This is a genomic window from Leifsonia sp. Root4 (assembly GCF_001425085.1).
GTDB lineage: Bacteria > Actinomycetota > Actinomycetes > Actinomycetales > Microbacteriaceae > Microterricola.
This window is the reverse complement of sequence record NZ_LMDN01000002.1, coordinates 779,500-802,895: the sequence shown is the minus strand read 5'-3', so window position 1 is coordinate 802,895 and position 23,396 is coordinate 779,500. Positions and strand designations below refer to the sequence as shown.

19 protein-coding genes and 1 rRNA gene are annotated in these 23,396 nt (G+C 68.9%); 15 read left to right on the top strand and 5 right to left on the bottom strand.

The genetic code is table 11. The features are described 5' to 3' along the window. Positions 1-77: 77 nt before the first annotated feature. From ASC66_RS09720 to ASC66_RS09685, 8 genes are all read left to right on the top strand, one after another. Complete coding sequence (locus ASC66_RS09720) at positions 78-1,661, top strand: amidohydrolase (protein ID WP_055838234.1); 1,584 nt, start codon at positions 78-80, stop codon at positions 1,659-1,661. A gap of 78 nt (positions 1,662-1,739) precedes the next feature. Then, positions 1,740-2,696, top strand: a complete 957-nt coding sequence (locus ASC66_RS09715; protein WP_055838232.1) for an ABC transporter substrate-binding protein — start codon at positions 1,740-1,742, stop codon at positions 2,694-2,696. An 8-nt stretch (positions 2,697-2,704) separates the two neighbouring features. Further along, positions 2,705-3,679, top strand: a complete 975-nt coding sequence (locus tag ASC66_RS09710) for an amino acid ABC transporter permease (protein ID WP_055838228.1) — start codon at positions 2,705-2,707, stop codon at positions 3,677-3,679. Next, entirely contained in the window at positions 3,676-4,440 is a 765-nt protein-coding gene (locus tag ASC66_RS09705; protein ID WP_055838225.1) for an amino acid ABC transporter ATP-binding protein, read from the top strand. Before ASC66_RS09710 ends, ASC66_RS09705 begins: the two co-directional genes overlap by 4 nt. A gap of 5 nt (positions 4,441-4,445) precedes the next feature. After that, complete coding sequence (gene cuyB, locus ASC66_RS09700) at positions 4,446-5,207, top strand: cysteate racemase (protein WP_235496820.1); 762 nt, start codon at positions 4,446-4,448, stop codon at positions 5,205-5,207. A 67-nt stretch (positions 5,208-5,274) separates the two neighbouring features. Next, a 5S ribosomal RNA gene (gene rrf, locus ASC66_RS09695) occupies positions 5,275-5,391 on the top strand. 137 nt (positions 5,392-5,528) lie between these two features. Further along, the gene (gene msuE / locus ASC66_RS09690; protein WP_055838220.1) at positions 5,529-6,122 is read left to right on the top strand and encodes an FMN reductase; all 594 of its coding nucleotides are present in this window, start codon (positions 5,529-5,531) and stop codon (positions 6,120-6,122) included. Between the two features lie 3 nt (positions 6,123-6,125). Further along, a complete protein-coding gene (locus ASC66_RS09685) occupies positions 6,126-7,460 on the top strand; it encodes an aminotransferase class V-fold PLP-dependent enzyme (RefSeq protein WP_055838216.1) in 1,335 nt (444 codons plus the stop codon). A 7-nt stretch (positions 7,461-7,467) separates the two neighbouring features. On the opposite strand, the gene ASC66_RS09680 is transcribed toward ASC66_RS09685, so the two are convergent. Next, positions 7,468-8,361, bottom strand: coding sequence for a hypothetical protein (locus tag ASC66_RS09680; RefSeq protein ID WP_055838213.1), 894 nt, complete (start codon positions 8,359-8,361; stop codon positions 7,468-7,470). A gap of 120 nt (positions 8,362-8,481) precedes the next feature. Here ASC66_RS09680 and ASC66_RS09675 point away from each other — a divergent pair, with 120 nt between their 5' ends. Continuing rightward, positions 8,482-9,903, top strand: a complete 1,422-nt coding sequence (locus ASC66_RS09675) for an NtaA/DmoA family FMN-dependent monooxygenase (RefSeq protein ID WP_055838210.1) — start codon at positions 8,482-8,484, stop codon at positions 9,901-9,903. A 157-nt stretch (positions 9,904-10,060) separates the two neighbouring features. Then, on the top strand, positions 10,061-12,115 hold the full coding sequence (locus tag ASC66_RS09670) for a thioredoxin domain-containing protein (RefSeq protein WP_055838207.1): 2,055 nt from the start codon (positions 10,061-10,063) through the stop codon (positions 12,113-12,115). Here ASC66_RS09670 and ASC66_RS09665 read toward each other — a convergent pair. Then, on the bottom strand, positions 12,112-12,498 hold the full coding sequence (locus ASC66_RS09665) for a hypothetical protein (RefSeq protein ID WP_055838204.1): 387 nt from the start codon (positions 12,496-12,498) through the stop codon (positions 12,112-12,114). The two genes, ASC66_RS09670 and ASC66_RS09665, sit on opposite strands and share 4 nt — an antisense overlap. 237 nt (positions 12,499-12,735) lie before the next feature. On the opposite strand from ASC66_RS09665, the gene ASC66_RS09660 reads away from it, so the two are divergent. From ASC66_RS09660 to pnuC, 3 genes are read left to right on the top strand one after another with little or no spacing between them, the layout of a single operon-like run. Continuing rightward, a complete protein-coding gene (locus ASC66_RS09660; RefSeq protein ID WP_055838201.1) occupies positions 12,736-13,992 on the top strand; it encodes a trans-sulfuration enzyme family protein in 1,257 nt (418 codons plus the stop codon). Positions 13,993-14,027: 35 nt separating this feature from the next. Then, the gene (locus tag ASC66_RS09655; protein WP_082492214.1) at positions 14,028-14,525 is read left to right on the top strand and encodes a DUF3054 domain-containing protein; all 498 of its coding nucleotides are present in this window, start codon (positions 14,028-14,030) and stop codon (positions 14,523-14,525) included. Between the two features lie 6 nt (positions 14,526-14,531). Then, a complete protein-coding gene (pnuC, locus tag ASC66_RS09650) occupies positions 14,532-15,215 on the top strand; it encodes a nicotinamide riboside transporter PnuC (protein ID WP_055838198.1) in 684 nt (227 codons plus the stop codon). Between the two features lie 248 nt (positions 15,216-15,463). Here the strand turns inward: pnuC and ASC66_RS09645 are convergent, their stop codons facing one another. Continuing rightward, positions 15,464-16,195 (bottom strand): RNase H family protein, encoded by a 732-nt coding sequence (locus ASC66_RS09645; RefSeq protein WP_055838195.1) that lies wholly within the window; start codon positions 16,193-16,195, stop codon positions 15,464-15,466. Between the two features lie 167 nt (positions 16,196-16,362). Here ASC66_RS09645 and ASC66_RS09640 point away from each other — a divergent pair, with 167 nt between their 5' ends. Then, positions 16,363-18,984: a DEAD/DEAH box helicase gene (locus tag ASC66_RS09640; protein ID WP_082492213.1), complete on the top strand. Its 2,622-nt coding sequence runs from the start codon at positions 16,363-16,365 to the stop codon at positions 18,982-18,984. Between the two features lie 51 nt (positions 18,985-19,035). Here ASC66_RS09640 and ASC66_RS09635 read toward each other — a convergent pair whose 3' ends face one another. Beyond that, on the bottom strand, positions 19,036-20,541 hold the full coding sequence (locus tag ASC66_RS09635; protein ID WP_082492212.1) for a helix-turn-helix transcriptional regulator: 1,506 nt from the start codon (positions 20,539-20,541) through the stop codon (positions 19,036-19,038). A 249-nt stretch (positions 20,542-20,790) separates the two neighbouring features. Between ASC66_RS09635 and ASC66_RS09630 the strand changes: the two genes are divergently transcribed. After that, on the top strand, positions 20,791-21,714 hold the full coding sequence (locus ASC66_RS09630) for a glycoside hydrolase family 16 protein (RefSeq protein ID WP_235496819.1): 924 nt from the start codon (positions 20,791-20,793) through the stop codon (positions 21,712-21,714). A gap of 26 nt (positions 21,715-21,740) precedes the next feature. On the opposite strand, the gene ASC66_RS09625 is transcribed toward ASC66_RS09630, so the two are convergent. Further along, positions 21,741-23,387 (bottom strand): amidohydrolase, encoded by a 1,647-nt coding sequence (locus tag ASC66_RS09625; RefSeq protein WP_055838192.1) that lies wholly within the window; start codon positions 23,385-23,387, stop codon positions 21,741-21,743. Between the last annotated feature and the right edge of the window lie 9 nt (positions 23,388-23,396).

The following is a 23,396-nucleotide window of genomic DNA, read 5'->3' as shown; positions in this document are numbered from 1 at the left end:
CTCTGGGTATCACCCGTTGTTTCCCATAATCTTGCATGACATTCACTCGCACGCCGAGGCAATCGCAAGGAAAACTGATGGTTTCTACGATCTTTCGTCACGCCCGCATCCACACGATGGACGGCACCGCCGCGCCCGTCGACGCCATGCTCGTGGTCGACGGCGTTATCGCCGGCCTCGGAGCGCAGGCCGTGGCGCTGGCGGAGTCGCGTCGTGGCGTCGCCGTCGTCGAGCTCGACGGTGCGGCGGTACTGCCGGGATTCATCGATGCCCACATTCACACCGGGGCATTCGCTCGCGAGCATGACGCGCTGAACCTGCGTGGGGCGAAGAGCCTGGACGAAGCGCTTGAGCGGGTGCGCGACTACGTCGCGACGCGTGAGCCTGGCGCCTTCATCTTGGGTGGACGGTGGGACTCGAACGCCTGGGACGTACCGGTGCAGCCGGACCGGTACGCGCTGGACACGGTGAGCGCAGGCCACCCGATTGCCCTGCCGAGCATCGACGGGCACACCGTCTGGGCGAACTCCCTGGCGCTCGAGGCCGTCGGATACACCGCGGCGACGCCCGACCCCATCGGCGGCGAGATCGTGCGCGATGCATCGGGTGAGCCGACCGGAATTCTCCGCGAGTCCGCCCGTTACCCTCTGCGCAACCTCATGCACTCACCGCTCGCCGGTGATCTGCTGGCGCAGCTGCGCACAGCCCAACAGCACCTGCTCTCCATCGGCCTCACCAGTGTGCACGACCTGGATGCCGAAGACGTACGCGCGGCCTACCTCGACCTGAAGGCCAGGGGCGAGCTGGCGCTGCGGGTGCACAAGTCGATTCCGCTGGAGTACCTCGACGAGGCCATCGCCGAGGGGCGCCAGACCGGGCAGGGCGATGACTGGTTCACGACCGGGCCGGTCAAGATCTTCTCGGACGGTGCACTCGGTTCGCACACCTCGCACATGGGCGAAGATTTCACGGGGCAGCATGGCAACCGGGGCATCGAGGTCGTGCCCTACCCGGACCTCGTCGCTCTTGTAGGCAAGGCGGCGGCGGCGGGCATCGCTGTGGCGACCCATGCCATCGGCGACGAAGCGAACCACCGGGTGCTCAACGCCTACGAGCACAACCGTGCTGTCTCCTCCGCCCGGGGTCTGCGCCACCGCATCGAGCACGCGCAGCACATCCGCCACAGCGACATTGCGCGTTTCGCCGAGCTCGGGGTGCTGCCCTCGCTGCAGCCGACCCATTGCACCTCCGACATCCCGATTGCGAAGAAGCTGTTGAACGGCCGATCGCTCGGCAACTACGCCTGGCGTTCGCTGACGGATGTCGGAGCCCAGATTGTGTTCGGCTCCGATGGGCCGATCGAAGACCCGACCCCGATGCACGGGGTTCACGCCGCGGTCACCCGTCAGAACGAGCACGGTCAGCCGCCGGGGGGCTGGGAGCCGGCAGAGCGCCTCAGCGTCGGCGAGGCGATCGCCGCATACAGCTTCGGCGGAGCGTTCGCGGCCGGGCAGGAGAAGCGGGTCGGCCGTTTGGCCGTCGGCCAGCTCGCCGACTTCATCGTGCTCGACGCCGATCCGTTCAGCATCCCGGCGGAGGAGCTCCGCACGGTGTCCGTGCTCAGCACCGTCGTCGGCGGGACCGTGCGCTACCGGCGCTGAGCGTCGCAGGCCACACGGTCACCACCACCAACTCACACACAGCCCGGATGCGTCCGGATCAACAAGAGGAGTCACACGATGCGTTTCCCCACCACCCCCGCCCGCGGTGCTCTCGCGCTCGTTCTGGGCGCCGTCCTGCTCGGTACCACCGCCTGCGGTGCGCAGAGCATCAGTGACACCGGCAGCGACGCCGACGTCACAGAGGCCACACTCATCTCCGCACCGGAGGAAGACCTCGCCGCCAGCGTGATCGAGGGGATCGAACCGGACGGTGCTATCACGGTGCCCGCCGCGCTGCGATCCGAAGGCCTCAAGGTCACCACCTCAGTCGGCTACCCGCCCATGGAGATGTGGGGCGCGGACGGCAAAGTCATCGTCGGCGTCGATGCATCACTGGCGCGCGGACTCGCCCGAACGCTCGGAGTCGATCTCACCATCACCGACCAGGAATTCAACGCCCAGATCCCTGGCGTGCTCACCGGGCGCTTCGACATGGTCATGTCGTCGATGACGGACAACGCGGAGCGTCGCGAGACGATGTCGTTCGTCGACTACGTCAGTGCAGGCAATGCGTTCCTGGTGCAGTCGGGCAACCCGAGCGGCGTGACCGTGCCGGCAGACCTGTGTGGGCAGATCGTGTCGGTCGTCGACAACGGTTCGTCCGCCGACCTCGCGGAAGAGTTCTCGGCACAATGCATCTCCGACGGCAACAGCGCCATCGACATCCTCAAGTTCGAGGGTGACTCGGAGGCGATCCTCGCAGTCAAGAGCGGCCGCGCCGCCGCCACCATTGGCGACTACCCGGTTGCCGTGCACCGCGCCGCCGAGGCGGACTCCGGGCTCGAGGCACTTGCGATCGACGGCGGAGAGAGCCCGTGGGGCATCGCGATCGACAAGAAGAACACGGAACTCCTCAACACGGTGCAGCAGGCGCTGCAGTCGATGATCGACTCCGGTTCGTACCAGGACATCCTCGGCGCCTGGGGTGTCGAGCAGATGGCCGTCGATTCCGCCGTCGTCAACGACGGCCAGTAGGAGCGCAGATGTCTGCATCGCACCGGCGTACCGCACCGATCATCGGTGCGGATGGCTCCGCAACCTCGATCACGCCGCGCTTGCACGTTGGTCGCTGGATCGTCGGCATACTCGCCGTGCTGTTCGTCGGCTGGCTGGCGGCATCCGTGATCTTCAACGAGAACATTCGGTGGAACCGGGTCTTCGACTATCTGTTCTCGCCGCGGATCCTCGACGGCGTCGTCGTCACGATCTGGATGAGCATCCTCGCGACGGTGATCGGGCTGAGCCTCGGAGTGGTGCTCGCGGTGATGAAGCTGGCGAAGAACCCCGTGTTGCAGTGGATTGCGACCGGGTACATCTGGTTCTTCCGCGGTACGCCGGTGCTGGTGCAGCTCATCTTCTGGTACAACCTCGCATTCCTCTTCCCGTTCCTCACCCTGCAGGTGCCGTTCACCCAGATCGGCGTGCAGTGGGACACCAACCAGGTGATGACCGGCTTCACGGCCGCATTGCTCGGGCTGGGGCTCAACCTCGCGGCCTACTTTGCCGAGACCGTGCGCGCCGGCATCCAGGCCGTCGACCGGGGCCAGGCAGAGGCGGCACTCGCCGGTGGGATGACGCAGATGCAGACCATGCGCATCATCGTGCTGCCACAGGCACTGCGGATCATCATCCCGCCGACGGGCAACGAGTTCATCTCGATGCTGAAGACCACCTCGCTTGTCGTCGTGGTCGCAGGCAACGACCTGATGACGAATGCCAGTCAGATCTACAAGCAGAACAACCTCATCATCGAGCTGCTCATCGTTGCGAGCATCTGGTACATGGTGCTCACCGCCATTGCGACCGTTCTCCAGTCCCGACTGGAACGCCGTTTCGGTGAGGATGCCGTACGGCTCGTGCGCGGACCGGGGTTCGCTCAATCGTTCCTCCGTCGCGGCCAGCAGGCGCAGACCAAGACCGAGGCGATGGCGACCATCACAGAGAAGGTGACCCGATGACCACACCACTCGTCCGCGCGAGCGGCGTGACCAAGAGCTTCGGCCACAACCAGGTGCTGCACGGCGTCGACTTCGAGGTGAGGCCTGGCGAGGTGAGCTGCATCATCGGTCCATCCGGATCAGGCAAGTCCACGTTCCTCCGCTGCATCAACGCGCTTGAGACCGTGGACGGCGGCAGCCTGGAAGTCGCCGGTCAACAGGTCGGCTACAACCTCGAGGGCGGGAGCTACCGCCCGTGGCGGGACCGCGACTTCGCGAAGTTCCGATCGGGAATCGGCATGGTGTTCCAACGGTTCAACCTGTACGGGCACCTCAACGCGACCGAGAACGTGGCGACGAGCCTCATCAATGTCGCCAAGATGGACAAGGCAGCCGCCATTCGACGAGCCGGCGAGGAGCTCGACCGGGTCGGACTCGCCGCGCACGCCGACAAACGACCGCACCAGCTCTCCGGTGGTCAGCAGCAGCGTGTCGCCATTGCCAGGGCGCTCGCCATGGATCCGGCGTTGATGCTCTTCGATGAGCCGACATCTGCATTGGACCCCGAACTCGTCGACGAGGTGTTGGAGTCCATGAAAGCGCTCGCTCTCGGTGGGATGACGATGGTCGTCGTGACGCACGAGATCGGCTTCGCCCGTGAGGTCGCCGACACGCTCAGCTTCTTCGACGGCGGCGTGATCATCGAGTCGGGGTCTCCCGATCAGGTGTTGTCGCAGACCGAGTCTTCCCGCACACGCGCCTTCCTCGACAAGGTGCTCTGAGAACGGTGACGACGAGAACCCGGGATGTCGGTTCCCCCTCCGGCATCCCGGCCCCCGGCGACGCCGCCCGGAACATCGTCGGGATACTGGGTGGCATGGGGCCGGCCGCGACGGCGGACTTCTACGCGAAGCTCGTGCGCGCAACGCCGGCGCGGAGCGATCAGGACCATCTGCGCACGCTGATCTGGTCCGATCCGACGATCCCGGACCGGACAGGCGCACTCCTGCACGGCGGCGTCGATCCGACCCCGCTGCTGCTCGCCGGCGCACTGCTCCTCCGGGCCGGAGGTGCGACGGTGATCGCCGTGCCGTGCAACACCGCGCATGCCTTCATCCCGCGCATCGCGCAGGAGGTCGGTGTCCCCTTTGTGCACATGATCGAGGAAACCGCGCGCAGCATCCGTGATCGTTACCCGGAGGTGAGGCGCGTCGGGCTGCTCTCGACGACGGGAACGCAAGCGAGCCGGCTCTACGACGAGGCCCTGCGCCGGCACGGCCTGGAACCGCTGACCCCGACGGCTGTGACGCAGCTGTCGCTCGTGATGGCCGGAATTGAGCGGGTGAAGGCCGGCATTGTGGATGCCACGACCACGGCGCTGATCGTGACGGCCGCATGCGAGCTCGTGCATGCCGGCGCCGAGCTCGTGATCGCCGGATGCACGGAGCTGCCGATCGCCATCGCCGGTGCCGCGCTGCCCGTGCCGCTGATCGATCCCACCCAGGTCTTGGCTGAGGCCGTGGTGAGGGTCGTGCGGTTCGAGCACTGAGCGCAGCAGCGTGGTCGGCAGCTCCCACGGCCGCGTGTAGACTTGAGCCATATCAACTATGTGCTGTTTCGGTGGCCATAGCGAGAGGGAAACGCCCGGTTACATTCCGAACCCGGAAGCTAAGACTCTCAGCGCCGATGGTACTGCAGGGGGGACCCTGTGGGAGAGTAGGACACCGCCGGACTCAACTGTTGAAAGAGGCCACCCGCCTAGGCGGGTGGCCTCTTTTTTGTGTGCCCTCTTTACGCCGTGTTGCGCGACTCTTACGCCGCGTGTCGGCGGCGCTCGCGGCATCCGCCCGCCCGGAATAGCGTTCACTGCATGTCCCGTTCACTCCGCGTCGTCGCCGTCTCCGGCAGCCTGCACGCGCCATCCAAGACCACCGCGCTCGTTCGCGCCATCCTCGTGGCGCTCGAGCGGGCACTGGGCGGCTCGTACGACATCGACGTGCACCTGATTGAGCTGAGCGAGGTCGGCCGGGCATTCAGCGGTGCGCTGCGCCGTGACGAACTCTCGGCCGAGGCCGAAGCCGAGATCGTGCGCATCGAGGAGGCCGACCTCCTCGTCGTGGCGAGCCCCGTCTACCGAGCCTCGTTCACCGGACTGTTCAAGCACGTCTTCGACTTCGTCGGACAGTACTCGCTGCGCGGGACCCCGGTGCTGCTTGCGGCGACCGGCGGAAGCGACAAGCACGCCCTCATCATCGAGCACCAGGAGCGACCGTTGTTCTCGTTCTTCCAGGCTCTCACGCTCCCGCTCGGGGTCTACGCGCAGGATTCCGACTTCACCGGCTACGAGGTCAGCAACCCCGCACTGACCGCGCGGATCGACCAGGCCATCGCGCAGGGGCTGCCGCTCGTGCGTGCCGCGCTCGCGCCGACGGCCGACCCGGTGGCGTACGTCGGGGCGTGGTGAGCGATGTCGATCTCCGATTGTGCGTTGCTGCCGGTCGTCGGCGGCGAACTCTCGGTCCCACTGCAGGGCGGCGGTGAGGCGAGGGCCGTGAACCTCGACTACGCAGCCAGCGCCCCAGCACTCGAATCCGTCGCTGCACATCTCAGCGAGGTGCTGCCGTATTACTCGAGCGTGCACCGCGGTGCCGGCTACGCCTCGCAGGTGTCGACGGCCGCCTACGAGCACGCACGCGACATCGTCGGTGGATTCGTCGGCGCCCGCGTTGGCGACGCGGTGGTCTTCACCCGCAACACCACCGACGCCCTCGGGCTCCTTGCCTCGGCCGTGCCGGGCGAGACGGTGCTGCTCGACATCGAGCACCATGCGAATCTGCTGCCGTGGAGTGCGGAGGGCGGCCGGGGTGCGCGAGTCGTGCGGGCCGGCCAGACCATCGCAGAGACACTGCTGCTCGTCGAGGCGGAGTTGAAGTCACGCCCCGCTGCGCTCCTCACCGTGACCGGTGCCAGCAATGTGACGGGGGAGACGCTGCCCCTGCGGCGCCTCGCGACCATTGCGCACCGCCACGGCGCGCGGCTCGCCGTGGACGGCGCGCAGCTCGTGCCGCACCGCCGCGTCGACCTCGCATTCGATGGCGTCGACTACCTGGCCTTCTCCGGCCACAAGACTTATGCCCCCTTCGGCGCCGGGGTGCTGGTCGGGCGCCGGGACTGGCTGGACGCCGCACCGCCGTATCTGCGCGGGGGTGGCGCTGTGACATCCGTGACGCTCGACGGCGCGGCCTGGAGACTCGGCCCGGCCCGGCACGAGGCCGGCTCGCCGAATGTCCTCGGCGTCGTCGCACTCGCCCGAGCCATCCAGGCCATCGATGCCCTCGACGACGCCGAATGGCACGACCACGAGAGCGCCCTGCGCGAGCGACTGCTGACCGGGCTGGAGCAGTTCCCGCGCGTGCACGTGAACCGCATCTTCTCCGACAGCGTCGACCCGGTCGGCGTCGTCTCTTTCCACATCGACGGGCTTGACGCCCGGCTTGCCGCCCTCGTGCTCTCGGCCGAGTGGGGGATCGCCGTGCGAGACGGCCGTTTCTGCGCCCACCCGCTGCTAGAACGCATCGGCCAGGGGCGGGCGGCGGTGCGGGCCAGCTTCGGGCTCGGGTCGAGCAACGCCGACGTCGACGCCCTGCTGCACGCGCTGACCGAACTGCTCGAGAACGGCCCCGCGGCCGGCTACAGCGAGGTCGACGGCCAGTGGCAGCTTGACGAGGATGACCGACCGCACCCGGAGTGGGCGCCGGCGACGAGCGGCGAAGCCTCGTCGTTCGGGTGCGCGGTGGGCTAGCGGCCGCTCAGTCGATCGGCGTCTGCGTGATGCTGAAGGTGCCGTCGGGGTTCCAGCTCACGGAGGCCATCGACGCCGTGATGTCGACGTTGTCTCCGAGCAGCGACCGCGCCTGCTGCAGCCCGTCGGTGAGCCAGAAGTGCAGGGTGAGTCCGCCGCGCGCGACATCACCAAGCTCACCGCAGTTCATGGCCAGTTGTTGCGTGGGGATCACCGCGATGAGGCAGAGCTGCGAGGCGCCGCTGCGTGCGGCGTATACGCGTGTGCCCGTGTTGCCATTCGCGGGAAGGAACACGATCGCGACGTCGTCGGGAGCGAAACTCTGCTCCAGCACGGCGGGGAGGCGCGCCTCTGGGTGGCTTCCCCGCTCTGCACCACTGAACACGTTCAGCAGGGCTCGGTATTCGTCAGCCATCGGCGATGGCGTCGGCGTCTGTTCCGCCGAGCCGGCCCCGAACACCGCGAGCTCCGGAACTCGGAGGACGCCCGTCGTGGTGAGCGCTGCCGCGACACCCACAAGCAGACCGACGCCGAAGGGCACCGCAGTTCGCCGGAGCAGGCGCAGGCCGTCTGCCCGGCCGCGTGCGGATGCCGCGGCAACCGCAACGTCACCGGTTCCAGGACGGGGATCCTGTTCGTGACCCAGGCCGTGGCCGCCAGGACCGCCCGGACCGCTGCTACCGGCGTCGCGTCGTGCAGCGCGGACCGCCAGTTCACGCTCAATCTGTAGCAGCCGCCATTCGCTTGCCCGCAGGAGCACCGTTCGCCCGGTGTTCGGGTCGATGAACGCGCGCGGCTCCTCCTGCTGGCCCTGGCGCGAGTAGACCTGCTCGCGGGTGAGCGCACGCTGGCGGGCAAGCGCATCGTCGCTGAGAGCGGCGATGTCTCCGTGTTCTGCCACAGTGACACCTCCCGTTCCGGGTGGTTGCTTGATCCCTCCACGTTACGTCGCGTTTCCCCGTATGAACAGTGCCCCGTAACACGCGGGCGCATGCCGGGCGCCCGGCGTAACGTGCCCTGAATGAGCGAGCAGATCATCATCGGAGCAATGTTCCGGGCGCTGGGCGGCTACCCATCCGGGTGGCGCTATCCGGGCGCGCACAACAACCCACGCGGGGATGCCGCCGTGCTGCGGCGTACCGCGAAACTGGCCGAGGCCGCCAAACTCGACTACCTCTTCTTCGGCGATTGGCTGGCGACAGGGCACGACCTGGAGTTCCGCGACCCGTATCTCGTGGCCAGGATCGACCCGCTCTCGGCGATCACCTATCTGGCGGGTGTCACCAAGCGAATCGGTCTGATCGCGACGGCCAACACCACCTACAGCGACCCCTATGCGTTGGCGCGGGCCACGGCATCCGTCGACCTGCTCAGCGACGGCCGGGCCGGACTCAACGTCGTGACCGGGGCGGAGCCGCGCGCGGCCGGCAACCATGGGCGTGACGCCCATGCGCCGAACGAGCACCGATACGACCAGGCCAGCGAGTTCGTGCAGGCATTGCGCCTGCTCTGGGACTCCTTCGAAGACGGCGCGTTCGTGCGCGACACCGCCGGCGGGCAGCTGCTCGACCCGGCCAAGCTGCACCGGGCCGACTTCGTGGGTGAGCACGTGCGGGTCACCGGACCGCTGAACGTCGATCGCCCGGTGCAGGGGCACCTGCCGATCGTGCACGCGGGCACCTCGCTGCGGTCGCGGCAGCTCGTCGGGGAGCTCGCGGATGTCGCCCTCGTGGCGGTCCGCTCCCTCGAGGAGGGCGTTGCGCTGCGCGCCTCGCTGAAGACGCAGGCGGTGACGGTCGGTCGCAATTCCGATCAACTCAAGGTCGTCACCCCGATCCTGCCGATCGTCGCGCCGACGGTGGAGGAGGCCTGGGCGATCTTCGACGAGCTCATCGCGCTGGTTCCCCTCGACGAGGGCGGCGAGTTGGAAGGTTCGCCCGACTTCCCGGCCGGGCGAACCGTGCGGGCGCTTTCCGGTGTCGTCGGGGTCGCGCTCGGGCCGGTCGGCTTCGACACCGCCGTCACCGCGCGGCAGGTGGCTAAGTTCAGCGACGTCGGCCAGCAGCTGCTCGCCGCGGTGACGGAGCGTACCGGCCGTACCGTCGGCGACGCCGACCGCCCTGTGACGCTCCGGCACCTGCTGGTGACGCACGTCGTGCCGTCGGCGGTCGTCGTGGGCGATGCGGACAGGGTCGCCGACCACCTCCAGCGCTGGTTCGAGGCCGGAGCCGTCGACGGTTTCAACGTGCTCACCGCCTTCATGGGCGATCAGTTCGAGGCGTTCACGAGCCTCGTCGTGCCGGAGTTGCAGCGCCGCGGGTTGTTCCGCACCGAGTACACGGGGCGCACGCTGCGTGAGCACCTCGGACTGGAGCGCCCGCAGAACGTCTACGCCGCAGAGCGCGAGCGGCAGGTGGAACGGGAGCAACGGCTCGAGGCCTGAGCCCGAGCGGGGCTGCGGCATCCGTGCCCGGGAGCCGTGCGCTCCGCCGGGGATTCGGTCGACGCGCCGCCGAAACGGGGAGACCCGGCGGCGTGTCGACCAGAACTCCGCCGGACGGTACACGGAGCGGGCCGGGGCCCGGGGCTACGCTGGGAGTATGGCGAATCGACTGGCCGATGCGATCAGTCCCTATCTGCGCTCACATGCCGAGAACCCCGTTGACTGGTGGCCGTGGGGCGAGGAGGCGTTCGCCGAGGCGGCCAGACGTGATGTTCCCGTGCTCGTATCGATCGGGTACTCCACCTGCCACTGGTGCCACGTCATGGCGCGGGAGAGCTTCAGCGATCCGGCGCTCGCCGCCACCCTCAACGCCCAGTTCGTCGCGATCAAGGTCGACCGCGAGGAGCATCCGGATGTCGACGCGAGCTACATGGCCGCGGCCTCCGCCTTCACCCGGAACCTCGGCTGGCCGCTCAACGTCTTCGTGACCCCTGGCGGGCGCCCCTTCTACGCCGGCAGCTACTTCCCGCCCCGCCCGGTCAGCGGCATGCCGGCGTTCGCCGGTGTGCTGACGGCGGTGACGAACGCCTGGACGCTGCGGCGCGGCGCGGTGACCGAGACCGCGGATGCCGTGGCGGCGGCGCTCGCGGCATCCGCTGCAGCCGGCAGCGCTCAGGGCGACGACGCCGGGCCGGGCACGGGCCCCAGCGCCAAGCGGCGCATCGGCGCGCCCGCCCTCGCGGACGCCGTGGCACGCATGGCGGCGCTCGAGGACCCGCGGTTCGGCGGGTTCGGCACACCGCCGGAGTTCACCGACCCCAAGTTCCCCGTCGCGCCCGTGCTGGGATTCCTGCTGGAGCAGCCGGGTGCTGGGGCCGCCCTTGGCGCCCGCACGCTCAAGGTGATGGGGGCCTCCCCGCTGCGCGACCCCGTCGAGGGCGGCTTCTTCCGCTACTCGACCCGCCGCGACTGGGGCGACCCGCACTACGAACGCATGCTCTACGACAACGCCATGCTGCTCGACGCGGCAGTGCGGGTGTGGCAGAACGACGGCGGGAACGGCCAGAACGCCGGCTGGGCCACGAAGCTCAGCGACGCGCTCGCCGGATTCCTGCTCGACGTGCTGCGGCTGCCGAACGGCGCATTCGCCAGCGCGCAGGATTCCGAGAGCACTCTCGGCGGGCAGCGGAGCGAGGGAGGCTACTACGCGCTCGACGAGCTCGCGCGGGCACTCGTCGCACCACCCGCTCTCGACGAGAAGGTCCTCAGCGGCTGGAACGGCCTCGCGATCGGGGCACTGGCCAGGGCGGGTACGGCGCTGCGGCGCCCGGACTGGGTCGAGGGCGCACGGGCCGCCGCCGAGCAGCTGCTCGCGCTGCACTGGCGAGCCGGTGACGATCGGGCCGGCGACGCGCACAGCCTGGGCGGACGCTCCCTGGCGCGGGCCTCACTCGGGGCCCGGGTCTCCTCGGCCCCCGCGACGTTGGAGGACTACGGCATGCTCGCCGGCGGGCTGCTGGCGCTCGCGACTGCCACGGGGGAGGCCGGGTACGCCGTGACCGCCCGAGAACTCGTTGACGCCTGTCTGGAGGCGGCAGCCTCCTCGCGCCTGCCGTTCGCCGTGCCGGGCGGGGCGGAGCCGCTCCTCGCCGCGCAGGGGTTGGCCCTGGAGCTGGACGCGGCGGAGGGCGCGTATCCGTCCGGGCTCAGCGCGATCGGCACCGCCGCATTCGAGCTCTACCTGCTCGGCGGTGAACGCGGCTACCTCGACGCCGCAGAGCAGGCCGTCGCGCTCGTCGGCCCGGCCGCCGCGGAGCGCCCGCTCGCCTATGGCGCGCTGCTCACCCTGGCGGCGCGGTTGCAGCGCCCCGTCGTGCAACTGGTCAGTGTGGTTACCGATCCAGTGGCTACCGACGCTGTGGTTGCCGATGCTGCTCAGGCGGAGGCGTTGCTGGATGCGGCGCGGGGGAGCGCGGCATCCGTCGCCCTCTCCCTCGCGGTCACCGAGTCGCAGGCGGCGGCATTCGCCGACGCGGGATTCGAACTGTTCGCCGGCCGAACCGCGCGTGGCGGGGCCGCGGCAAGCTACCTCTGTGAGCAGTTCGTCTGCCGGCTCCCGGTGACGGATGCCGCGGCACTCACCGCGCTGCTACAGCGCGCACCCGGCACCGATCCCGGCACCGACCCCGAATCCGAGGAGCGAGGGCGCTAGCCCGCGCGCCCGAGCAGTCTCGGCGCCCGATCCAGCAGGCGCCACACCGTGGTGCTCAGCGCCGGGTACTCCAGCGCGATCGCGCGCAGCATCTCGAACTCGAACTGTTCGGCCGCTCCGGGGCGGGCGGCCGGGTGGTAGGCGCGGGCCCTGGCCTCCGCGGGCCCCGGCAGCGTGCACCGTTCCCGGTAGAGATCGAGGATCACCTGCTCGTCGAGGGTGGGCAGCTCCGGCAGGAAACGCCACGGTTCCTCGCCGAGTGCCGTGCGCAGCTCGATGACGGTCGCGATCTCGGAGAGGGCGTGCTGGCGGAGGGTCTGCAGCGCGGGCGGCTCCGGCTCGAGCGCAACCTCGTACTCAATTCCGAACCTCTTGTCGTCCATCGGCGTCCCCTCGTCGCGTGGGCCGATCCCGCCAGCCGGTGTCGCCCGGCTGCCGTGCCGAATCGGCCACGAGCCGAGCGTAGTGGCGTCGTATGACGCGCAGATGACGAACAGTTTGCGAGTGTGGGCGTTGCCCCGCCAATCCGGCGATGGGCAGGGCAACGACGGCGCGCCACGGGGCGTAATGAAGCCGGCACGCGCTGGGCACGCTGCCAGCCGCGGGCGTACGCTGGCGCCATGACCGTGCCAGATGCCGTCCCTTCTGCCGCCGATTCCGCAGCTCCAGCGCCAGGCACGAGACCCGACAAGCACGACCCCGGCACGCTCGGATTGCTGACCCAGGCCGTGCACGCAGGCAACGCGATCGACGCCGGGAGCGGCGCCGTGCGCACACCCATCGTCATGGCCAACTCCTACGCTCTGCCGGAGGACCCGTCAGAGATCAGCTGGTCCGGCACCGACGTGCCGCTCTACACCCGCAACAGCGGCGTCAATCAGCTCGGGCTGCAGGCCAAGCTCGCCGCCCTCGAGCGGGCAGAGGATGCCGTCGTCCTCGGCAGCGGCGTCGCGGCCCTGCACGCCGTCTACTTCACCTTCCTGCGGAGCGGCGACCACGTGATCATCGCCGACGTCAGCTACGAGGCGCCGTTCAAGCTCTTCACCGAGCTGCTCACCGAGAAGTACGGCATCGAGGCGAGCTTCGTCGACATGAGTGATCTGGATGCCGTGCGCGCCGCCATCCGCCCCCACACGAAACTTGTCCACATCGAGGCCATCGCCAACCCGACGACGAAGGTGACGGATGTCGCGGCGGTCGCCGCCATCGCCCACGAGGCCGGTGCGCTGCTCTCGGTCGACTCGACGTTCACGCCGCCGCCGCTGTTCCGGCCGATCGAGCACGGGGCCGACCTCGTGGTGCACTCGCTGACCAAGTACATCAATGGGCACGGCGACGCGATGGGCGGCGCGGTGGTCGGCCGCCGCGGGCTGATCCAGCAGATCAAGAAGGAGGCGATGGTCGATGTCGGCGGGGTGATCAGCCCGTTCAACGCCTGGTTGATCATGCGCGGCTCCGTCACGCTGCCGCTGCGCCTCCGCCAGCACCTGGCCAGCGCCGAGCGGGTCGCGGCCTTCCTCGACGCCGATCCGCGGGTCGCCTACGTCAGCTATCCCGGTCTGCCCGCGCACCGGCAACACGAGCTGGCCGCCCGCCAGTTCGGTGGCTTCGGGGCCATGATGGCGTTCGCCGTGCGCGGCGACAGCGATGCCCAGAACCGCTTCGTCGCGAATCTCCGGGTGATCACCTCGGCCGTCTCGCTCGGCCATGACGAGTCGCTGATCGTGCACGTCGGCACGGAGGGAGCTCGGGTCGCCGCGTACCCGGCGGAGTTCCGGGAGTGGGGGCACCTGCGCTTCTCGGTCGGGCTCGAAGAGGCCGATGACCTCATCGCCGATCTGCGCGGGGCGCTGGACGCCACCTTCGGGGCGCTGTAGCCGTCGGCATCCGCCCGCGAAACTACACTGGAACCATGTCTGAAACACGCGCCGCCCGGCCCAAGGTGCTCCCCGATCTGCTGATCGACCTCGTGCTGGTCTTCGCGTTCGTGTTGATCGGCCGGCGCAGCCACGACGAGGAGTTCGACCTCGCCGGGGTGTGGGAGACGGCGTGGCCGTTCTTCGCCGGGCTGCTTCTCGGCTGGATCGTGACCCGCGCCTGGCGTTCGCCAGACCGGGTGTGGCCGACGGGCGTCGTCATCTGGCTGGTGACCGTGGTCGGCGGCATGGTGCTGCGCGCCGTATCGGGGCAGGGAACCGACATCGCCTTCATCATCGTCGCCACCGTGACGCTCGGCGCGTTCCTCGTCGGCTGGCGCCTGCTCGGTGTCTGGATCGAGCGCATCGCCGCCAGGCGCGTGGCGAAGAAGCAGGCAGAGGCGGATGCCGCAATCGTGAACGCCGAAGCCCAAGCCGCGGCCAAGGCGGCGCTGAATCGACCGGACCCCAACCGCCGCACCCCCGGGATTTAGGCCGGCATGAACCTGATCGAGTGGCTCTTTGACGCGCAGCTCGTGATCGGCGACCAGACAATCCTCTGGCGTGAGATCGTCGGCAACGGCTTCGGTATCGCCAGCGCGATCGGCGGCATGCGCCGCAAGGTCTGGGCCTGGCCCGTCGGGATCGTCGGCAATGTGCTGCTCTTCACGGTCTTCCTCGGCGCCGTCTTCGGCACCCCGAACCCCGTCAATCTGCTCGGTCAGGCGAGCCGCCAGCTGATGTTCATCGCCGTGTCGATCTACGGCTGGGTGCGCTGGTCGCAGAGCAGCAAACGCGTCGATGCCGCCACCGGCACCCACGTCGCCGTGCAACCGCACTGGGCGAGCGGGCGCACCCGGCTGATGCTCGTCGGCATCCTCGTCGTCGGAACGGCCGTGATCACGCCCATCTTCACGGCGCTCGGGTCGTTCGAGCCGGTCTGGGCCGACGCCTGGATCTTCGTCGGCTCGCTGTTGGCGACCTGGGGAATGGCGAAGGGCTGGACCGAGTTCTGGCTGATCTGGGTGGCCGTCGACATCGTCGGAGTCCCGCTGCTGATCAGCGCCGGCTACTACGCCTCGGCGATCCTCTTCGTCTTTTACGGCGCGTTCACCATCTGGGGCTTCTTCACGTGGGTGCAGGTGCAACGCCGAAGCGCACCCGCGCTGCCGGCCTCCGCCTGACGCCGCGGTCGCCGGGGCGGGGCCTATCAGGGTGTGTCAGGGCTTCGGGTGCGGCCTCGTTCCTCGGCTGCTCCCTCGAGCCAGCGTGCATTCTCACGCTGGCGTGAGCGAGCGGCGCATTCTCACGCTGGCGTGAGCGAGCGTGCATTCTCACGCTGGCTTGAGCGAGCGGCGCAGCGACGAAGGAGCAGCGACGCACGCGAAGCCCTGAGCCCTCGCGCGACACCGGCGCCGGGGCATCCGACCGCCTAGATCAGGCTGCGGAGAAACTCTTCGGCGTTCAGACCGTGGTCGTGGGCGCGGCCCAGCAGCCGGGCGTGCTCATCGGGGCTCAGCGTGAGCGTGATCTCGTGCCAGCCGGCGCTCTCCGGTGTGAGCTCGTCGAGCTCGCCGCTCAGCTCGTCGAAGTCGAAGAGGTCGGGCTGGGCCGGAGCGAGCGGCGCGGCCGGCGCGGCAACGGGTGCGGATGCCGCGACGCCGCGGATTCCGGGAACGGGAGCGACCGCGGCCGCACCGCCCCGGGTCCAACCGGGGCCGGTGGGGATCGGGGTGCGGTTCTGGAAGGCCTCGGACACAGCGCGGGCGCGCTCGTCCGCCGCCTCGTTCATGGGGTGGTTGGCGTGGCCCTTGACCCATTCGAAGCGGTAGCGGCGACCGGCGAGGGCCGCATCGAGTTCCTGGAGGATCTCGAGATTCATCACGGGCTTGCCGTCGGCCTTGCGCCAACCCTTCTTCTTCCAGCCCGGCATCCACTTGGTGACCGAGTTGATCACGTACTGGCTGTCGCAGAGCACGTGCAGATCGTCGTCGAGGTGAGCCGTCGCGCGGAACAGCTCGAGCACGGCGGTGAGTTCGCCCTGGTTGTTGGTGGCGTGCGGCCAACCGCCGGCCGCCCAGCAATCGTCGTCGACGTACCAGGCCCAGCCGGCCGGGCCGGGGTTTCCGAGCGCTGAACCGTCGGCCGAGGCAATGATCGTCATGACACCAGTCTTCCATTGCCTCCCGACTCCCGTAGCCGGTTCGCGGATGCGCGTGCCGGAGCTGCTGAATTCGGGTGGAATGTGCGGAGTGTCGGCCGTGGCATCCGCGAACCGGCAGCGGTTTCGACAGGCTCAACCAGCGGAACCCGCCGCCTAGGATTGATTGCATGACGATCGAGACGATCCCACTGCTCGATCGACTGCCGCGCACGGCATCCGGGACCTTTGAGGTCGACGCACTCGGCGCGGATGCCGTTTTCGACGTGTTCGAGGACTGGGTGAAGGATCGCGGGCTCACCCTCTACCCGGCGCAGGAAGAGGCACTGCTCGAGATCGTCTCCGGATCCAACCTCATCCTCAGCACCCCGACCGGAACGGGCAAGTCGCTGGTGGCCGTCGGTGCACACTTCGCCGCGCTCGCCGCCGGCAAGCGCAGCTTCTACACGGCGCCCATCAAGGCTCTCGTCAGTGAGAAGTTCTTCTCGCTGGTCGAGATCTTCGGTGCGGAGAACGTCGGCATGATGACGGGCGACTCCGCGGTGAACCCGGACGCCCCGATCATCTGCTGCACCGCCGAGATCCTCGCCAATCAGGCGCTGCGCCACGGTGAGGACACCGAGGTCGACCAGGTCGTCATGGACGAGTTCCACTTCTACGCCGACCCCGACCGCGGCTGGGCATGGCAGGTTCCGCTGCTCATGCTGCCGCGCGTGCAGTTCGTGCTGATGTCGGCGACGCTCGGCGACACGCGCTTCATCGCGGGCGACCTCACGAAGCGCACCGGGCGGGAGACCGCGGAGGTCACCGGCGTCGAACGGCCCGTTCCGCTGCACTATTACTACGAGGTCACACCGATCCACGAGACCGTCGAGGAGCTGCTCTCCACCGGCCAGTCCCCGATCTACGTCGTGCACTTCTCCCAGGCCGCCGCGCTCGAGCGGGCGCAGGCGCTCTCCAGCGCCAAGATCGCCACCCGCGAACAGCGGGAGCAGATCGCCGAGCTCATCGCCGAGTTCCGCTTCACAACGAGTTTCGGCAAGACGCTCTCCCGGCTGCTGCGGGCCGGCATCGGCGTGCACCACGCCGGCATGCTGCCGAAGTACCGCCGCCTCGTCGAGACCCTCGCCCAGCGCGGGATGCTGCGCGTCATCTGCGGCACCGACACCCTCGGCGTCGGCATCAACGTGCCGATCCGCACCGTGCTGCTCACCGCGCTGACCAAGTACGACGGGCAGCGGATGCGGCACCTCAGCGCCCGCGAGTTCCACCAGATCGCCGGTCGCGCCGGCCGGGCGGGCTTCGACACCGCCGGCACCGTCGTCGCCCAGGCTCCTGAGCACGAGAGCGAGAACATCAAGGCCGTCGAGAAGGCCGGCGACGACGTCAAGAAGCGCCGCAAGATCATCCGCAAGAAGGCGCCGGACGGCTTCGTCTCGTGGGGCGAGCCCTCCTTCCGCAAGCTGATCGATGCCGAGCCGGAGGCGCTCAGCTCCCGGATGCAGATCACCAGCGCCATGATGATCAACGTGATCGGCCGCGGCGGCGACGTCTACCAGCACCTGCACGACCTCGTCTTCGACAACCACGAGCCGTGGCGCAACCAGCTGGTTCTCGCCCGGCGGGCCCTCGGCATCTACCGCACCTTGCGCCAGGCCGGCATCGTCGAGCAGTGGGTGGTTTCGACAGGCTCAACCAGCGGGGCCAGTTCAACCAGCGGGGCAAGTTCAAGCAGCGGTACCCGGTCGATTGAGCCTGTCGAAATCCAGATCCGTCTCACCGTCGACCTGCAGCCGAACTTCGCGCTGAACCAGCCGCTCTCGCCGTTCGCGCTCGCCGCCTTCGAGCTGCTCGACCCGGAGTCGGCCTCGTACGCGCTCGACATCCTCTCGATCCTCGAGGCGACGCTCGACGATCCGCGCCCAGTCATCAGCCAGCAGCAGTTCGTGGCCCGCGGCGAGGCCGTCGCCGCCATGAAGTCCGAGGGCATCGAGTACGACGAGCGCATGGAGCTGCTCGAACAGGTGACCCATCCCAAGCCGCTCGGCGAGCTGCTGGAAGCAGCATTCGACACGTACAAGGCGGCTCAGCCGTGGATCGCCGACTTCGAGCTCTCGCCCAAGTCGGTCGTGCGCGACATGTACGAGCGGGCGATGTCGTTCGGCGAGTTCATCGCGTTCTACAAGCTGGCCCGTTCGGAGGGCGTCGTGCTGCGCTACCTGAGCGACGCGTTCCGCGCAGCCAGGCAGACGATCCCCGACGAGTTCAAGAACGAGGACCTGCACGACCTGATCGAGTGGCTCGGCGAGCTGGTGCGCCAGGTCGACTCCAGCCTGCTCGACGAGTGGAACGAGATGGTGCACCCGGATGCCGTTGCGCACGCCGAGCACGCGCACGACATCGTGCCGCCGGCGCCCAAGCGCCTCACGAGCAACACGCGGGCATTCCGGGTGCTCGTGCGCAACGAACTGTTCCGCCGGGTGCAGCTGGCCGCACGCGACGACGCCGTCGCGCTCGGCGAGCTCGATGCGGAGCACGGCTTCGGCGAGGCCGACTGGGCCGAGGCGCTCGACGACTACTACGCCGAGCATGACGAGATCCTCACCGGGGCGGATGCCCGCGGCGCGGCCCTGTTGATGATCGAGGAGTCGGCCACGAGCTGGACGGTGCGGCAGATCCTCGACGACCCGGCCGGCAACCACGACTGGGGCATCAGCGCCGAGGTCGACCTGGCGGCATCCGACGAGGCCGGCGAAGCCGTCGTCAAGGTGACCGGCGTCTCGCGCCTCTAGCGGACCGGCGGTTCAGTCGGAAGGGGACACGTCCGCTCAGCCGGTCGGCGGTCAGCGGGGCGCGTGCGCCTCGAGGAACTGGAACACCTCGGTCTGATCGACGCCGGGGAAGGTGCCGGTCGGCAGCGCGGCCAGCAGGCTCGTCGGCGTGCGCGCGGCCGGCCAGGACTGCTCGGCCCAGCGCTCGGCCAGCTCGGCCGGGGCCCGGCGGCAACAGGACTCATCCGGGCAACGCGACACCGCGCGGTGCGTGGTCTCGCGCCCGCGGAACCACTTGACGTGGGCGAACGGCACGCCGACGCTCACCGAGTACTCGCCCTCCTTGGCCTTCTCGATGCGGGAGGTGCACCAGAAGGTTCCGCTCGGGGTGTCGGTGTACTGATACCAGGGGCTGAACCGGTCCTCGACGTCGAACACGGTGCGCGCCGTCCAGTTGCGGCAGACGATCGTGCCCTCGACGGCGCCGAGTGCGTCGCTCGGGAAGCGCACGGCGTCGTTCTCGTAGGCCTTGATGATGGTGCCGGACTCGTGGACCTTCATGAAGTGCACGGGGATGTCGAGCCGGGCGGTGGCGAGGTTCGTGAAGCGGTGCGCCGCCGTCTCGTAGGAGACGGAGAAGGCGTCGCGCAGCTCCTCCATCGAGATACGGCGCATCGTCTTGGCCTCGTTGAGGAATCGCACCGTCGCCTGTTCCGGTAGCAGGATCGCCGCGGTCAGGTAGTTGGTCTCGATGCGCTGCCGCAGAAACTCCGCATAATTTCTCGGCTCCTCGTGGCCGAGCACGTGGCTGGCGAGGGCCTGCAGAATGGGGGAGCGCGAGTCACGCGATGCCGACTGCTGGGTGGGCAGGTAGACCCGGCCGTTCCGCTTGTCGGTGACCGAGCGGGTGGAGTGCGGCAGGTCGCCGACGTAGTGCAGCGAGTAGCCGAGGTGGCTGGCCATGTCGGCGACCAGCTGCTGCGACACCGGCCCGCCCGTGTGCCCGACCGCGTTGAGCAGGGCGGATGCCGCCGTCTCCAGCTCGGCGAAGTAGTTGTCACGCGCGCGCATCGTCGCGCGCAGCTCTGCGTTGGCCCTGCGGGCTTCCTCCGGTGTCGCCGCCCGCTCCCGGTGCAGCCGGTCGATCTCGTTATGCAGCGTGAGGATCGTCTGCAGCATCTGGTCGCTGTGCCCTTTGCCCACGCGGAAACTCGGCAGGCCGAGCGCTCCGAACACGGGACTGCGCTGGGCCCGCTCGACGGCGATCTCGAGGGCCGCACGGGGATTCGGCGCGTCGGCGCGCAACAGCTCGTCAACGCTCGTGTCGAGTGCCATGGCGATGGTGCGCAGCATCGAGAGCCGCGGTTCCCGCTTGCCGTTCTCGATCGTGGAGACCTGGCTCGGTGCGCGGTCGATGGCGGCGGCCAGCTGCTCAAGCGTCATGCCTTGGGTGGTACGGCGCTGGCGGATGCGACGGCCGAGCGTGAGCGCGTCGACCTCGGTGGCGGCATCAGGGGCGTCGTCGCCTGTCGTGGCGGCGGTGTGCACGGAGGCGGCGGTGCGATCGGCGGTGATCATGCACCGATGTTGTCATGCGGCACGGCCGCCCGCAAACAGAAAGAAGCAGTTTCTTCTGTTCTCGACCCGCTGATCGAGGAAGCGGTTCGCGAAAGCTCCGCTGGTCGAGTATGCCGCCTGCGGCCGTATCGAGACCGAGGTTCGTGCGAGAGCGGAGCCAGCATCGCTTGCGGCTCCTGAGATCGCCTTGGTTTTGGCTGCCGCCTTTCGCGACGCTGCGCGTCGAGCTACTCGACCAGCGACTTGTATGTGGGCCGACTCGAGGATCCGGATGTCGGTTCCGTCTGCGACACTGATCCGGTCGACACTGATCCGGTCGACACTGATGCGGTCGCCGCTGATGGCGCCGAGAACGGAGTGCAGATGACCGGGCGCGAGATGCTGGATCGACGCGGTTACCTGCTCGATTTCGACTCCGATTTCGACGGAGCGGGCGATGGGCCGGGCGGGCTCGACACGGCGCAGTGGATTCCGCACTACCTGCCGCAGTGGAGCAGCCGCGAGGCGAGCGGGGCGCGTTACTCGATCGCGGACGGACTGCTGACGCTGCGCATCGACGCCGACCAGCCGCCGTGGTCACCCGAATACGACGGCACGCTGCGGGTTTCCAATCTGCAGACGGGCGTGCGCTCCGGTCCCCGGGGCAGCGGCAGCGGGCAGCATCCCTTCCGCGGCGATCTGGTGGTGCGGGAAGCACAGGAGACGCAGCTGCTCTACACGCCGCGTTACGGGCTCATCGAGCTGCGGGCGCGGGCGAGCTCTGACCCGCACAGCATGGTCGCCCTGTGGTTGATCGGCGTCGAATCGGCACCGCAACAGTCCGCCGAGATCTGCGTGATGGAGATCTTCGGCAGCGAGCTCGGGCATCAGGGCGCACGTGTGGGCATGGGCGTGCATCCGTTCAACGACCCCGCGATCCTCGACGACTTCGAGAAGGTGACGATGGGCGGCGACGCCACGGATTTTCACGTGTACTCAGCTGAATGGTCGCCGCGGGGTGTGCGTTTCTACATCGACGATGTGCTGGTGCGCGAGACGGCGCAGTCGCCGGACTACCCGATGCAGCTCATGCTCGACATCTTCCACTTTCCGCCCGACGGGGATGCCGCGGGCGCCGGTGACTACCCCAAGGAGTTCCAGGTGGATTGGGTGCGCGGCTACGCCCCGCGATAGTGCCGCCCGAGCTAGTGGTGCCAGCGCTAGTGATGGAACACGCGCTCGCCCTCGACGAACGTCTGCTCCACGGTGGCGAGTCCGATCTCCTCAGGCGGGCCGGCGAAGGGGTCGCGGGAGAGCACGGTGAGGTCGGCGAATTTGCCGACCTCGATCGTGCCCGACTCCTTCTCGAGGTGGTTCACCCAGGCGGAGCCGGCCGTGTACGCGGTGAGCGCGCTGCCGAGGTCGATGGCCTGCTCCGGCAGGAAGGCCTCGTAGTCGCCCTCCTCGTAGCCGGGGGCCGCGTGCCTGTTCACCGCCGTGTGGATGGCGGCGAGCGGGTTCGGGGTCGACACCGACCAGTCGCTGCCGGCGGCGAGCACCGCCCCTGACCGCAGCAGATCGCCGAAGGGATACTGCCAGGCCGAGCGCACCGGGCCGAGGAACGGCAGCGTGAGCTCGACCATCTGCGGCTCGAGCGTGGCCCAGAGCGCCTGCATGTTCGCGACGACGCCGAGCGCACGGAAACGCGGGATATCGTCGGGGTGCACCACCTGCAGGTGCGCGATGTGGTGCCGGTTGTCGCTCTGCCCGTTGCGTTCCACGGCTTCGGAGACGGCGTCGAGGCATTCCCGCACCGCCCGGTCTCCGATGGCGTGGAAGTGTAGCTGGAAGCCGAGTTCGTCCAGCAGCGGCACGGCCTCGTTCAGGATCTCCGGCGGCACGAAGCTGATGCCGGAGTTGTCGCTCGGGTGGCCGTGGCCATCCGAGTACGGTTCCAGCATGGAGGCGGTGAAGTTCTCGGCGACGCCGTCCTGCATCACCTTCACGCTGGTGGCCGCGAAACGCCCGAAGTGTGCGGCCGCCCGCTTGGCCACGAGTTCGTCGATCTGTTCGAGGCCACGGCTGCGGTCCCACCAGAGCGCGCCGACGACGCGGGCGGTCAGCTCGCCGGATCGGGCGGCGGCGAGGTAGGCGGGCGCCGGGTCATCGGCGTCCCCGTAACTGCCGACGATGGCATCCTGCCAGGCGGTGATGCCATTGGCGTGCAGGTAGCGCTGCCCGGTGAGCAGGGCGTCGCGCATGCCGGCCTCGCCGACCGGCGGCAGCAGCCGATTCACCAGCGTCATCGCGCCCTCGTGCAGGGTGCCGCTCGGTGTGCCGTCGGCGAGCCGCTCGATGCGGCCGTCGGCCGGGTCCGGTGTGTGCTTGTCGATGCCGGCCAGCTGCAGCGCCAGGGAGTTGACCCAGGCGCCGTGCCCATCGCGGTTGGTGAGGAAGGCGGGCCGGTCGGCGACGATGTCGTCGAGATCGGATGCCAGCGGCGTGCCGCCGGGGAACACCGACATGTTCCAGCCGCCGCCGAGAAGCCATTCGGCATCGGGATTCGCCTGCATGTGCTCGGCGATCAGCGTGCGGTACTCGGTGCGGCCGCTGCCCTCGGCGAGGTTGCAGCGCAGCAGGTCGAGCCCGCCCCACACCGGGTGCACGTGGGCATCCTGGAATCCGGGGACGAGCAGTCGCCCCGCCAGGTTCACGATGTCGGTGTGCGCGCCGATCAGTTCGCGCACGTCCTCGTGCCCGACGGCGACGATGCGGCCGTCTTTCACCGCGACGGCGCTCGCCGTCGAGCGCACGGTGTCGGCGGTGAAGACCCGCCCGCCCGAGAAGACGAGATCGGCGTATGGCATGCGTGCCTC